Raw genomic sequence first — 14,103 nt, 5'->3', positions numbered from 1 at the left:
CCGTTTTGCGTATCCGGAGGCGAGCATGGTTCGGCGGCCCAACGGCTCAACGGTTCACCGCAACCTCACCCTCACCCGATCGCCCGCGCTGGCGCACGCCGCTTTTCCCACCAAACCGCAGCAAGAAACGCAAGCGCAGCAACCAGCAGCACACCGACCATCGCATCGTTGCCAACCCCCTTCATCAACGCGCCAGCCACCAATGGCCCGCCGAAACTGGCCGCGCTCCACGACGCCCCCACCACCGAACTTGCCGACACCAGCGCGACACCGCGAAACCGCTCGCCGCACGCGACCAGCGACAGCGTATAGATCGCCCCAGCCGTCGCGCCGAGCACATAGAGCAACGGCCAGCACAGCCACGGCGAATGGATCGCCCAAGGCAGCAAGGGCAGCAACACCACGACAATCACGCCGCAGCCAATATGCACGCGTTCGCGGCCGAGCCGGTCGGCGAGCCAGCCGATCGGAAACTGCATTGTCGTGTCGCCGAGCAGCAGGGCCGACGCGAATAACACGGCCACCTCGCTCGTAATGCCGTGCGACATCGCGAAGAGCGGCAGCAGCGACAGCGCGATCGTATCGAACAACGCGAAAAACCCCGTACCGATCACGAGCGCCGGCATCTGCGGCAACACATGGCGCCAGCTGCCGTGCGTGGCGTGTTCATCCTTCGACGCTTGCGGCGTCTTGCGGATGCTGGCAAGCGCGGGCAAGGCCAGCAGGAAGATCGCGCCGCACATCAGGAAGCGCCAGTGCGTGAGGTCGGCGATCTGGCTCACCAGCACCGGCCCCGACATCTGGAATAGCGTGAAGTTGGTCGCATAGATCGCGATGACGCGGCCGCGGGTGGCGTCGTCAGCGAGCTGGTTGACCCATGCTTCGCTGATCGTGAAGAGCAGCATCAGCGCCGCGCCGCAGAGTACGCGCAACGCGGCCCAAAGCCAGAGGTTCGAGGTGAGTTGCATCAACGCGGTGGCGGCCCCAACCGTCAACACCGCGCCGACGATCACCTGGCGGCCGCCGCAGCGCGCCGCGATCCAGGCTGCGACCGGCACGACGATCAGGCCGCCGCCCGCTTGCGCGGCGGTGAGGAGACCGACCACGTCGGTGCCATAGCCGGCTTGCGTCAGCGCGAGGGCAGTGAGGGGAAGTGTGGCGCCGCTGCCGAGTCCGACGACGGCAACACTAAGGATCAGCGCGAGGAAATCGCGAGTGAAGATGACTTTCATCGGGCCAGATGCTACTACGGCCGGGAGTCATTCGCACCTGTGTGCGGATTGCATGAACGCGGTCGAGGGCCGCGTTCGCTTGCTATCGAGGGCTATCGAGGTGATGTCCGCCGCTCGCCGGCGGCGCCGATACGAAACCTGTCCTGGCTGAAGCCGTCCGCGCAGTCTGCGCGCGCGCGCCTCGGTTATCCGGCCACCGCCATCCGTTGCGCGCGCCGGTCGATCGACACCGACCACAGCGTCAGCGCCAGCGCGCCGATCGAGGTCGCCACGCCGACCCATGGCAACGTAGTAAGCGGCGCACCCGCGCCGATCGCCATGCCGCCGAGCCACGCGCCCGTTGCATTGCCGAGGTTGAACGCACCTTGGTTCAGCGTCGACGCCAGATTCGGCGCATGGCTCGCTCGGTCGACGATCAGCATTTGCAGCGGCGGCACGATCGCGAAGGCCAGAATGCCCCACACGAAGATCGTGATCATGGCCGGAATCTCGGCGTGCATCGTGCCGGCGAAGATCGTCAGAATGACGACGATCGCCAGCAGAAACGCGACCAACGAGGGCATCAGCCGCCAGTCCGCGAGCTTGCCGCCGAGCGTGCTGCCTACCGTCAAGCCGAGGCCGAACAGCAGCAGCACGAAGGTGACCGCATGCGGCGTGAAACCGCTCACGTCTTCGAGAATCGGCGTGATGTAGGTGAAGGTGGAAAACAGGCTGGCCGACGCGAGCACGCTGATGCCGAGCACCATCAGTACTTGCGGATTCTTCAACACGCTGAATTCGCGCACGAGGCTCGCCTTCTGCATTTCGATCCTGGCCGGCAGGCACACGGCGAGCGCGCCCGCGGCGAGAATGCCGATGCCGGTCACGGCCCAGAAGGTCGCGCGCCAGCCCACGGCCTGGCCGAGCGCGGTGCCGAGCGGCACGCCAAGCACGTTGGCGAGCGTCAAGCCGGTGAACATCAGTGCGATGGCCTGCGCGCGACGATTTGGTGCAACCAGACCGGCCGCGACCACTGAACCGATGCCGAAGAACGCGCCATGGCAAAACGCCGTGACGATGCGCGCGGCCATCAGCACCGCGTAGCCCGGCGCGATCGCGCACAGCAGATTACCGACGATGAAGACGCCGATCAGGCTCATCAACGCCTTCTTGCGTGGCATGTTGGCCACGGCGATCGCGACGATCGGCGCGCCGATGGTGACGCCGAGCGCATAAGCCGAAACCAGCATGCCGGCTGCGGGGATCGACACGGACAGATCGCGTGCGACATCGGGCAGCAGCCCCATGATCACGAATTCAGTGGTACCGATTCCAAAAGCGGCAATGGCAAGGGCGAGGAGAGGCAAAGGCAAAGGCATGGTGACGGAGCGTGAATCAGCGCGACGGGAAGCGTCGTGCGGCAGGCGCGCATTTTTCGGGGCGAGAACGCATGCGCCATGCGAGGGGAAAACAGTAGGGGATTCTACCTAAGTCAAAACACCCTTGCTGAGCGTCAAGCAGGCTGTTGTTTTTTGCTGAAAGCGCGCTTTGGAGGGGGCATTGGGAATGCACTCGACATGCTCGTTGCCTCGTGGAATGGGGCTGTTTTATGGCGTGTTTTCGTCTGACCTGAAAGTATTGCCGTGACGGCCTGCGCCTTCGGCAAAACGCGCGGCACCTGTAACGCCCTCGTCGAATACTGCCTGATAGCCGCCGGCGCCTTCGCGTTGCAGGGCGAGAGCGAGATCCTCGAGCGTGCTGTTTTCCAATGCGGAGCGGCGGTCCGCCAGCAGCGCCGCTTGCGGAAAGGCCGCGAGTTCAGCGGCCAACTGCTCTGCCGCGGCGCGTGCCTCGCCCTTGCGCACGACGCGGTTGGCGAGACCGATGCTGAGCGCTTCCTGCGCATTCACCGCGCGGCCGGTCAGGATCAGATCGAGTGCTCGCGACAGTCCGATGAGACGCGGCAAGCGGATTGTGCCGCCATCGATTAGCGGAATTCCGACACGCCGGCAGAACACACCGAGCACGGCATCTTCTTCGACCACGCGCAGATCGCACATCGCGGCCAGTTCGAGGCCACCCGCGACTGCATAGCCGGCAATCGCGGCAATCACCGGTTTGCTGAAGCTCATGCGCGTCGGCCCCATTGGACCGGGACCGCTGCCGTCGGCGTGCAGTTCATTGCGACGGGCTTCGTCGGCGAGCGCGGTGAGATCCGCGCCGGCGCAGAAGGTGCCGCCCGCGCCGAACAGCACGGCCGCGCGCCATGCCGGCTCCGCTTCGAAGCGGAGGAAGGCGGCACTGAGCGCTTCGGCAGTAGGACGGTCGACGGCATTGCGCCGCGCCGGCCGTGCGAGCACGATCGTGGCGACGCCGGTGTCCTCATTGGCTTCGATGCACACATGTTCATTTAGATTTTGCGTGGTTATCATCGTTGTGTCCGTAAAGGTTCGCGTCCGGCCACTCATGCCGGATCTTCATGCGCTGCGCTCATGCAGTGCGACTAATACCGTTGGTTGTCATGCATCTTTCACAATCGGCTCGTAGCGTTAGCGCTCTTTTAACGCGCTGGCGTTTTTTTGCCAGCTTATCGAGCCTGCCTTTGCCCTTGTCCAATTCATCCTCCGAAACCGCGCCGGCTTCTGCCGAGACGGTCTGGAACGTGCCTCTGCATGAACATGAACATCCATGGTACGACCATGTGCGCCTGAAACGCGTCTTCGTGACGGATGGCACGCGCCATCAGGTGGTCATGGTCGATGCGCGTAAGTTGCTGGAATGCGCGGATCGCGACAACACCGATTACGTGTTGAAGCCGGTCGCCGAATGGCATTCGGGCAAGGTGCGTGGCATTCGCGAGTTTCTCGATCCGGAGAATCCGCGCATTCCGCAGATGCCGTACGTGACGATCTCGACGCGTCGCGCGCCGGGTCTGCTGGGCTGGTTCGGTCTCGAGCGCGAAGGCGTGGTGGCGTTTCGCAACGGGCAGCATCGCGCGCGCTATCTGGCCGATGCGGGCGCGCGCTGGTTTCCGGTGGAAGTGCACGAACGCGAGGCGGCCTTGCTGCGTGAGATGTGTGGCGCAGCGGACGACGCCCGCACGGTAATCCGCCCAACTACCGTGGATGGCAGCGGCACGACCTAACTTCGCGCCTGCACGACGTTGCGCGGCGTGCCGGCCTGCCATGCCGCGACGTTCTCGAGCGTGGTCTGCGCGATCTCGTTCATCGCCTCGCGCGTGAAGAATGCCTGGTGTGCGGTGACGATCACGTTCGGAAACATCAACAGACGCGCCAGCACGTCGTCCTGCAACGGCAGGTTCGAGTGGTCCTCGAAAAAGAGGCCGCCTTCTTCTTCGTACACGTCGAGCCCGAGATGGCCAAGTTGGCCATCTTTCAACGCACCGATCAGCGCATTGCTTTCGACCAGGCCACCGCGCCCGGTATTGATCAGCATCGCCCCACGCTTCATCTTCGCGAGCGCAGGCCCGTCGATCAGGTGGTATGTGCCCGGCACTAGCGGACAATGCAGGCTCACAACGTCGCTTTCAGCGAGCAGCGTGTCGAGCGGCACGTAGCGCGCGCCGAGCGCGAGCAGATCCTCGGCCGGCGTGCCGGGGTCATGAGCAAGCACCTGCATCCCGAAGCCCGCCATGATGCGCCCGAACACGCGGCCGATCATGCCGGTGCCGATCACGCCCACAGTCTTGCCATGCAGGTCGAAGCCGAGCAGCCCATGCAGCGAGAAATCGCCTTCACGGGTGCGTGCGACCGCGCGCGGCAAGCGCCGGTTCAGCGCCAGAATCAGCCCGACCGCATGTTCGGCGACCGCGTGCGGCGAGTAGGCCGGCACCCGTGCAACCGTCATGCCAAGACGTTCGGCCGCGGCCAGGTCGACGTGATTGAAGCCCGCTGAGCGCAGCGCGATCATGCGCGTGCCGCCGGCATGGAGACGTTCCAGTACGGCGGCGTCGACGTTGTCGTTGACGAACGGGCAGACCACTTCATAGCCCTCGGCGAGGATCGCGGTCTCGACATCGAGGTGCGATTCCTGGAAGTGCAGTTCGTAGCGATGCGTACCGTTGGCCTCGCCGAACGTGTCGCTGTCGTATTGGCGGCTGCTGAACAGGATCATGCGCATGAGTGGCTCCGAAGGATAAGTGCCGGTGCGGCGAATGCCGATTCACGACGCGGCATGCAGGCAAGTCAGTATATCGGCACTTAATGGCAATGACTGCCGCTTACGATGCGCGGTGCGAAAACCATTCCGACCTTTACTAAAGATCATCTTTTGCGAAGCGAAAACGGTCGCAATTGAAAATCATATTGACAGCGATGCCGAACTACAATATTTATTAAAAAAAGCAGTCCCAAAAAAGCATGTTCAATCATGCAAGAGAGAACCGGCCGCCGGCAGAGCATGCCATTTTCAAGGCGTCGGACAAACTTCGCGAGGAAAGTGTGACTGTCGAACTTGCTGAAAACTATTTCACTATCGCTATCGTCGCTGCATTGCGGCATATCTTCTTTGGCGCCGAGAGCGTCATCTCATTGCCATAAACTTTCCATTCAATGGAATGCGGTCATGCCGGATGAGTAATTCCTGCGTTGGGGATGACTCGGATCGAATTCATTTCAAATTCCAGAGAGATTTTTTCATCTTTCTGCTAATAAACCGTAAATCGGCGAGCCAACATGATCGGTGAATTGCTGAGGTCTCAACCGGAGATCGCGCTGTTCGCAAGCCTTGCAATCGGATATTTCATTGGTTCGTTTCGCGTGGGGCCAATTCAACTGGGCGGCGTCTGCGGCACGTTGATCGTGGCCTTGGTGCTGGGGCAGACGGGCGCGCGGCTTGCCCCCGATCTGAAGAACATCGCCTTTGCGCTGTTCATCTTCGCGCTGGGTTTCACCGGTGGACCGCAATTCTTTGCCAACATTGGCCGAGGCTGGCGCTATGGCTTGCTGTCGCTAGTCGAGATCGTTTCGGTGCTGGTGCTGATCATGATCGCAGTTCTCGTGATGCGGCTCGATGCTGGTACGGCTGCTGGTTTGCTGGCGGGTGCGGCAACGGAGTCGGCCGTGATCGGCACGGCTTCGGAGGCGATTGCCAAGCTCGGCTTCAGCGACGCTGAGACGCTGCGCCTGCAGGCCAACATCGTGACCGCGTACAGCGTGAGCTACCTGTTCGGCCTGGTCACCATCGTCCTGTTCACGAGCCAGTTCGCGCCCCTCCTGCTGCGCGCCAATCTGCGCGAAGAAGCCGAGCGCGTGTGGCACAAGCTCGGCGGCGACGGCGCCTTCGGCGGGGGGCAACGGGCCGCGGCCCCGGCGCTCGTGGGCCGCGCGTTCCGGGTCGGTGCGGCGGCCGGCGCGACGATCCAGGCGCTCGAACAGAAGCACGGCTTCAACCTGACCATCGAGCAGGTTCGGCGCAACGGAGCCGACGTGCCGGTCGAGCCGCAACTGACCTTGGCCTCCGGGGACCTGATTCTCGTGGGCGGGCGGCGCGAAGCGGTGGTGGCCGCGGCGGCCAGCCTCGGCGAAGAAGTGGCGGACGCCGGCTTCGGCCAGATCATTGCGGAGAAACTCGACGTCGTGCTGACGCGCAGCGACGCGCATGGTCTGACGGTCGCGCAACTGCGCGAACGGGCCAAGCCGGAGGAAGGGCGCGGCATCTACATCGCGGCAGTCACGCGGCTTGAAACCACGGTGCCCGCGCTGCCCGGCACCGAGCTCAATCGTGGCGACGTGCTGACGCTGGTGGGCGCGAAAGCCGACGTCGAGCGTGGTGCGCGGAATCTGGGCTACGTGCTCACCGCGACCCAGAAAACCGACTTCGTCTATCTCGGCCTGGGCGTGCTGCTCGGCATGGCGATCGGGCATATCGGCGGACGCATCGGCGGTGTGTCGATCGCGCTCGGTACGGGCGGCGGCTGCCTGCTCTCGGGCTTGCTGTTCGGCTGGATCCGTTCGCGCCATCCGTTAGTCGGCTCGCTGCCTTCAGCCGCCGCGCAAATTCTCAAGGACTTCGGCCTTGCCACGTTCATTGCCGCCGTCGGACTGTCGGCGGGGCCCGATGCCATCAAGCTGGTGCGCGAATACGGCCTGGCGCTGCCTGTCGCCGGCATCCTGATGGTGCTCGTGCCCGGTCTGTTGTCGCTCTGGATCGGCCGCGCGTTTCTCAAGCTCGAAGCGCCCATGCTGCTCGGCGCCATTGCCGGTCAGCAATGCAGCACGCCGGCGATCAGCGCGCTGGTCGGCGTAACCGGCAATTCGACGCCCGTGATCGGCTACACGATCACCTATGCACTCTCGAACATTCTGCTGCCGTTGATGGGGCCGGTCGTGGTCGGCCTCGCCGGGAAGTTCGGCTAGGCGGAGCAGATGGACTGCGCGCGGCGTGGCGCGCAGTCGACCGCATACGGATGCCGTGAGGTTCGTATGCACATGCAGCACCCAGTACTCAGTATCGCAAACTATCCAGCGAGGGCATGATGGACTGGCTACATCACATTTTTCAGAAATCACCCGAGATTGCGCTGTTTCTGTCACTTGCAGCCGGCTATTTCATCGGGCAGATCAACTTCGGCAAATTCCAGTTAGGCGGCGTGGGCGGTTCATTGCTCGCCGCAGTTTTGATCAGTCAGGCGGGCGTGACGATCGACAACGGCGTGAAATCGGTGATGTTCGCCGTATTCATTTACGCGGTCGGCTACGACTCCGGGCCGGGCTTCTTCAACTCGCTGAACCGCAAGACGCTGCGTGAGATCGCGATGGCGATATTTCTCGCCGTCACCGCACTGATCACCGTGGTGATCTGCGCGAAGCTGTTCCATCTGAACAAGGGTCTCGCAGCCGGACTCGCGGGCGGCGCGCTGACGCAGTCGGCAATCATCGGCACGGCCGGTGACGCCATCGCGCGTCTCGGTCTGCCCGCCGATCAGGTGAAGTCGCTGCAGTCCGACGTGGCGATTGCCTATGCGGTGACCTACGTGTTCGGCTCGCTCGGCGCGATCATTGTCTGCGTGAACATCCTGCCGAAGTTCATGGGGCAGAGTCTGCGCGACGCCTCGATCGAAGCGGAGCGTGAACTGTCCGCAGGTTCGTCCTCACTCGGCGCGGGGCAGATTCGTGCATTGCCCGAACTTGTGGGGCGTGCGTACAAGATCGATGTCAGCGCCGGGAAAACGGTCAAGGCAGTCGAGACCCTGCATCAGGACATGTTGACGATCGAGAAGATCCGGCGTGATGGCCAGCCACTCGACCCGGCGCCCGATCTTGTGTTGAAACCCGATGACGTGGTGCTGGTGGTCGGTCGCCGCGAGGCTGTGGTCGAATTTGGCGCGAGTGGAGGCGAGGTTGCTACCGCCGAGGACGTCGGCGTCGTCATGCAATCGCGGGAAGGCGTGTTCACGCGCAAAGGCATGAACCACACCACGATCGCCGCTGCGCGCGAAGTCGTGGATCGCGACATGCGCCACGGCGTCTATCTCCAGAGCGTTTCGCGTGCCGGTCAGCCAGTGCCGGTTCTACCCGAAACCAAACTCGAACACGGCGACGTGATCACCTTCTACGGTTCGCCGAAAGACACCAAGCGTGCTGTCGATGCAGCCGGCTACGAGCTGCCGTACAGCAACAAGACCGACTTCATCTATATGGGTGTCGGCATCGTGCTGGGTCTGCTGATCGGTCTGATCGTCATCGACGTGGGCGGCGTTCCGCTCACGCTCGGTTCCGGCGGCGGCTGTCTGCTGGCCGGCCTGCTGTTCGGCTGGATGCGCGGCAAGCATCCGATGTACGGCGCAATGCCGTCCGCGGCCTCGCAGTTGCTGAAGGACTTCGGCCTCGCGGCGTTCGTCGCGGTGGTCGGTTTGAATTCGGGCTTGCAGGCCGTGGTGACCGTCAAGCAGAGCGGTATGACGATCTTCCTGCTCGGTGTGGTTGTCACCGTGCTGCCGCTGATACTGACGATGCTGTTCGGCCGCTACGTGCTGCGCTACAACAACGCGGCAATCCTGGCCGGCGCGCTGACAGGTTCACGCAGTGCCAATCCGGCATTCGGCGGTGTGCTCGACAAGGCGGAAAGCGCGGTACCCACCGTGCCGTTCGCGATCACCTACGCGATTGCGAACGTCGCATTGACCTTGCTCGGACCGCTCGTGGTCGGGCTGGTTTAGCCCGGTTTAGCGTACGCATCTATCGATCTCTCTTACGCCGGCGGCAACTGAACGATTACTCGCGACGCCGGCGTCATTCACTTGCACATTGGAGAACGCATCATGGCAAAAGAGAAAAGCGGCAAGAAACAAGGCGACATGGCTCAAGCCGGCTTTGCGGCGCTCAGCCCGTTCGAACTTAAGGACGAACTGATCAAGGCCGCCGGCGGCGGCGCGGTAGAGCGTGCTGCCAACGCATCGATGCTCAACGCCGGCCGCGGCAATCCGAACTTCCTCGCGACGATTCCGCGCCACGGCTTCTGGCAGCTTGGCCTGTTTGCGATGCGCGAGTCGGAGCGTTCGTTTGCGTTCATGCCGGAAGGCGTTGGCGGCTTCCCGCGCCGCGAAGGGCTCACGGAGCGCTTCGATCTGTTCCTGCGCGAAAACAAGGGCGTGCCCGGCATCGACTTTCTGCGCGGCGCGGTGTCGTATGTGCGCGATCAGCTCGGATACTCCGCGGGCGACTTTCTCTATGAAATGTGCGAAGGCATTCTCGCGTCCAACTATCCGGTGCCGGATCGGATGCTCAAGTTGTCCGAACTGATTGTCGGCCAGTATCTGCGTAAGGAGATGATCGGCAATCATCCGTTCGTCGGCGAGTTCGACGTGTTCGCGGTGGAAGGCGGCACGGCGGCAATGACGTACATCTTCAACACGATGCGCGAGAATCACCTGATCAAGGCGGGTGACACGATTGCGCTTGGCTTGCCGATCTTCACGCCGTACATCGAAATTCCGCGCCTGAACGACTATCAGCTGAACGTCGTCAATGTCGAAGCCACGGTGGAAAGCGGCTGGCAGTATTCCAAGAAGGAACTCGACAAGCTGCGCGATCCGAAGGTGAAGGCGTTCTTCCTCGTGAACCCGAGCAACCCGCCTTCGGTGAAGATGGACGACGAGAGCCTTCAATACATCGCGGACATCGTCAAGGAACGCCCTGATCTGATCCTGTTGACCGACGACGTGTACGGCACCTTCGCCGACGACTTCGTCTCGCTGTTCGCGCTCGCGCCGAAGAACACCATCCTCGTGTACTCGTACTCGAAGTATTTCGGCGCGACCGGCTGGCGTCTCGGCGCGATTGCGACGCATCGCGACAACGTGCTCGACAAGCTGATCGCCGAGTTGCCGAAGGACACGAAGAAGCAGTTGCACGAGCGTTATGAATCGATCACGACCGAACCGGACAAGCTAAAGTTCATCGATCGGCTGGTCGCCGACAGCCGCACCGTCGCGCTGAATCACACAGCGGGTTTGTCGACGCCGCAGCAGGTGCAGATGGTGTTGTTCTCGTTGTTCGCGCTGATGGACACGCCCGACGCGTACAAGAATGCGTTGAAACGCCTGATCCGCAAGCGCAAGCAGGCGCTGTACGAAGAGGTCGGCATTTCGTTCGACGACGACGATCCGAACCAGGTCGATTACTACACGATTCTCGACATCGAGTTCCTCGGCGAGAAGATGTTCGGGCGTGAATTCGTCGAATGGTTGCTGAAGAACACCGAGCCGTCCGAATTGCTGTTCCGCCTCGCGCGTGAAGCACGCGTGGTGCTGTTGCCGGGACGCGGCTTCGGTACGCAGCATCCGTCGGGACGGGTGTCGCTGGCTAATCTGAACGAGTCGGACTATCGGCAGATCGGCCGCGCGATGCGCAAGCTGATCGAGGAGTACGTGGAGCGGTATAACGCGGCAACCGGCAAGAAGCTGGATAAGACCACGGTGAAGTGACAAACCCCTTGCGCATTTGCGCGGATCAGTGAATGATCGGTTAAGCGGCCCCGCCAGTGTCATTGCTGGCGGGGCCGCTTGTCCCTTTGCACTCTGACATTCACGTACCGATCATGCCGACTTCATCCACCTCTGCCGCACCGGTTTCCTACGCTGTGCCTTGCCCGGTTGTCGAATCGCTCGACGCCATTCTTCCTGAAGAGCCGTTGCTGATGATGGGCGCCGGCCCTGTGCCGATTCCCGCGGCGGTGGCCAAGGCCAATACGGTGGTGATCAATCACCTGGGCAGCACGATGGTGAAGGTGATCGGCCAGGTGAAGACCATGGCGCGCTACGTGTTCCAGACGAATTCGAAGTGGGTGCTGGGCGTAGCCGGTCCGGGTTCCGCCGCGATGGAAATGGCGATCTCCAACCTTGCGTGGGAAGGCACGAAAGTGCTCAGCATCAAGAACGGCTTTTTCAGCGAACGGATGGCGGAGATGGGCCGGCGCGTCGGCGCGGAAGTTGCGATACTCGACGTCGAGGACGGTACCGTGGCGAGTCTCGAAACGGTGGCTGAGGCGATCCGCCGCGAGCGTCCCGAGATTGTGACGATCGTGCAGGGCGAAACGTCCAACACTGTATGGAACCATCAATTGAAGGAGATTGCGGCGCTCGCGAAAGCGGCCGGTGCGTTGGTCATCGTCGACGCGGTGTGTACGTTGAGCACGATGCCCCTGGAGATGGACGCGTGGGGTATCGATGCGGTCATTACAGGCGGGCAGAAGGGCTTGTCGTCGATCCCGGGGGTTTCGCTAATCGCGTTTTCGGATGAGGCATGGGCGCGGGTGAAGGGGCGCACGGCGCCGAACGCGCATTGGTGTCTTGACGCTTCGCTTGCGGAGAACTTCTGGCACAACGCGGGGTATCACTATACGGCGCCTGTGTCGGGCGTGCTGGCTTTACACGAGGCGTTGCGGCTCGTGTGTGCGGAGACGCTTGAGAAGCGGTTTGCGCGGCATTTGAAGTGCTCGGTGGCGCTGCAGGCGGGGATTACTGCGTTGGGTTTGCAGTTGTATGCGCCGGCGCCTTGTCGTTTGAATTCGGTTGTTGGCATTGTTGTGCCGGAGCGCTTGAGTCCTGCTGATATCTGCGGTCATATCTCGCGGCATCATCAGGTGGAAATCTCGGGGTCGTTTGGTTTGCCGATTGTGCGTATTGGGCAGATGGGTGAGCAGTGTCGGGAACATAACCTGTTCAGGACTTTGCATGCGCTTGGGAGGACTATGGTGGATCTTGGGGTTAAGGTTGAGTTGCCGGCTGGGGTGGCGGCGCTTGAGCGTGGGTTATCCGAAGGGAAGTGTGAGATTGACCCGGTTCAACGGACAGATTTGCAGTTGGGTTTAGTGTGATGTTGAACCTCCGGGGAGTGTTGAGTCGCGGGTTGTCCACGGCCGGGCGGCGGGTCGCCTGTCACGACCATGGCGCTGCCCGGCGGTGGGCAACCCGCGCGGCGATGACATTTGATCCTGCGAATGCAGCTTTTCGAATTCGAGCGGCGAGCAATAGCCGATACTGCTATGCAGGCGGCGTATGTTGTACCAGCCCTCCAGAAACCAGAAGATGCGTGCGCGGGCCTGCTCGTGGGTCGCGAAGTGTTCTCGCATCAACAGCTCCGTCTCGAGCGTGCCGAAGAATGATTCGCACATGGCGTTGTCATAGGCGTCGCCGGCCGTCCCCATTGACGGCTGCACGCCAGCCTCGCGGCAACGCCTCCCGAAGGCAATGGACGTGTATTGACAGCCCTGGTCCGAATGATGGATCACCCCCTTGGGACGCCGCTGCAGCAACGCCATGTCCAGTGCACGCAGCATCAGTTCGGTGTACAGATGGGTTGACATTGCCCAGCCGACGACGCGGCGGCTGAATACATCGAGCACCACCGCCAGATACAGGAACCCTTCAGCGGTCGGCACGTATGTGGCGTCTGCTACCCACAGCACATCGCGGGCGTCGGCGCTGAAGTGCCGGCGCACCAGGTCGGGGGCACGGCGTGCCCCTGCGCGTTGCCGCGTGGTGTGCGGCCAGCGCCGCCGGCTCGCGCCACGCAGGCCAGCTATGCGCATCAGGCGCGCCACCCGCTTACGTCCCACGTGCATGCCTTCGCGTGCCAGCTGCGCATGAATACGTGGTGCACCGTATGTGCCCCGCGAGCTCGCATGCAGCGTACGGATGCGCGCGAGCAACTGTGCGTCACCGCATGCGTGTGCCGAAGGCTCCCGTACCAGCCACGCGTAATAGCCGCTCGTGGAGACCCTGAGCAGCCGCGCCATCGTGGCGATGGGCCAGCGGGCCCGGTTCGCTCTCATGAATCCGTATCCTTCGGCGATACGGCTCCCGTCTCCCGGGCAAACCAGGCCGCTGCGTGAGAGAGTATGTCGCGCTCCATCTTCAACTGCCGGTTCTCGCGGCGCAGCTTCGTGAGTTCCTGCCGCTCGGCCGTGGTCAGCCCGTCATGGCGCACGCCCGCATCGCGACCAGCCTGTGCCACCCAGTTGTAGATCGTCTGCGCGGTCGGCTCGAACTCCTTTTCCAGTTCCTCCGGCCTGCGCCCGGCCTTCACCAGCTCAACCATTTGCGCCCGGAATTCCGCCGGGTACGGGGTACGATGCTTGCCCATTTCGGCACCTCCTCTTCAAAAGGATAGGCGTCCGTTTTCGCGGGTCAACTTCAGTGAAGGTTTTTTTGCCTTTTGCGGCGGCATTGTCAGTGTTCTTATGGCTTTGGCCTTTCCTTGATCTGGATTTGGTGCCTTGCCTTGTTTTGTTAGTGGTCTATTAGCGTTCCCCCTGTGCGGGGGGGCACCTACTTTTCTTTGCCGCCGCAAAGAAAAGCAACCGTATTGGAAGTCAAGCGGCGAACAACGGCTCAAGGTGGAAACTGCTAGCGTCCGGGAGCATTTTGCGC

General features: G+C 62.5%; 10 protein-coding genes and 1 pseudogene. 6 read left to right on the top strand and 5 right to left on the bottom strand.

Translation table 11 applies throughout. The features are described 5' to 3' along the window. Positions 1-71: 71 nt before the first annotated feature. The 3 genes from KHO33_RS30915 to KHO33_RS30905 form a co-directional block, all read right to left on the bottom strand. A complete protein-coding gene (locus KHO33_RS30915) occupies positions 72-1,232 on the bottom strand; it encodes an MFS transporter (RefSeq protein ID WP_200563717.1) in 1,161 nt (386 codons plus the stop codon). A 185-nt stretch (positions 1,233-1,417) separates the two neighbouring features. After that, a complete protein-coding gene (locus tag KHO33_RS30910) occupies positions 1,418-2,584 on the bottom strand; it encodes an MFS transporter (protein ID WP_200564221.1) in 1,167 nt (388 codons plus the stop codon). Positions 2,585-2,818: 234 nt separating this feature from the next. Then, complete coding sequence (locus KHO33_RS30905; protein ID WP_200563716.1) at positions 2,819-3,643, bottom strand: crotonase/enoyl-CoA hydratase family protein; 825 nt, start codon at positions 3,641-3,643, stop codon at positions 2,819-2,821. Positions 3,644-3,732: 89 nt separating this feature from the next. On the opposite strand from KHO33_RS30905, the gene KHO33_RS30900 reads away from it, so the two are divergent. Further along, entirely contained in the window at positions 3,733-4,356 is a 624-nt protein-coding gene (locus tag KHO33_RS30900; RefSeq protein WP_054040986.1) for a plasmid fertility inhibition factor family protein, read from the top strand. Here the strand turns inward: KHO33_RS30900 and KHO33_RS30895 are convergent. Then, positions 4,353-5,351: a 2-hydroxyacid dehydrogenase gene (locus KHO33_RS30895; RefSeq protein WP_200563714.1), complete on the bottom strand. Its 999-nt coding sequence runs from the start codon at positions 5,349-5,351 to the stop codon at positions 4,353-4,355. The genes KHO33_RS30900 and KHO33_RS30895 overlap by 4 nt on opposite strands. Positions 5,352-5,590: 239 nt before the next feature. On the opposite strand from KHO33_RS30895, the gene KHO33_RS30890 reads away from it, so the two are divergent. The 5 genes from KHO33_RS30890 to KHO33_RS30870 all read left to right on the top strand — a co-directional run bounded on the left by KHO33_RS30890 (position 5,591) and on the right by KHO33_RS30870 (position 12,548). Beyond that, positions 5,591-5,770 carry a hypothetical protein gene (locus KHO33_RS30890; RefSeq protein WP_054040913.1) on the top strand — a complete coding sequence of 60 codons (180 nt, stop codon included), beginning with the start codon at positions 5,591-5,593 and terminating at the stop codon, positions 5,768-5,770. Positions 5,771-5,905: 135 nt separating this feature from the next. Then, positions 5,906-7,588, top strand: coding sequence for an aspartate-alanine antiporter (aspT, locus tag KHO33_RS30885; protein WP_200563712.1), 1,683 nt, complete (start codon positions 5,906-5,908; stop codon positions 7,586-7,588). Positions 7,589-7,707: 119 nt separating this feature from the next. Next, the gene (gene aspT, locus KHO33_RS30880; protein ID WP_200564219.1) at positions 7,708-9,390 is read left to right on the top strand and encodes an aspartate-alanine antiporter; all 1,683 of its coding nucleotides are present in this window, start codon (positions 7,708-7,710) and stop codon (positions 9,388-9,390) included. 102 nt (positions 9,391-9,492) lie between these two features. Beyond that, positions 9,493-11,157, top strand: coding sequence for a bifunctional aspartate transaminase/aspartate 4-decarboxylase (locus tag KHO33_RS30875; RefSeq protein WP_200563710.1), 1,665 nt, complete (start codon positions 9,493-9,495; stop codon positions 11,155-11,157). A 113-nt stretch (positions 11,158-11,270) separates the two neighbouring features. Then, positions 11,271-12,548, top strand: a complete 1,278-nt coding sequence (locus KHO33_RS30870; protein WP_200563708.1) for a pyridoxal-phosphate-dependent aminotransferase family protein — start codon at positions 11,271-11,273, stop codon at positions 12,546-12,548. 123 nt (positions 12,549-12,671) lie between these two features. Here KHO33_RS30870 and KHO33_RS30865 read toward each other — a convergent pair. Next, positions 12,672-13,816, bottom strand: a pseudogene (locus KHO33_RS30865) (IS3 family transposase); the annotation flags it as partial. Positions 13,817-14,103: the final 287 nt, after the last annotated feature.

The organism is Paraburkholderia nemoris (assembly GCF_905221015.1).
GTDB classification, from domain to species: Bacteria; Pseudomonadota; Gammaproteobacteria; order Burkholderiales; family Burkholderiaceae; genus Paraburkholderia; species Paraburkholderia nemoris.
Note: the sequence above shows the minus strand (reverse complement) of the source record. Positions and strands in the feature narration are given on the sequence as shown.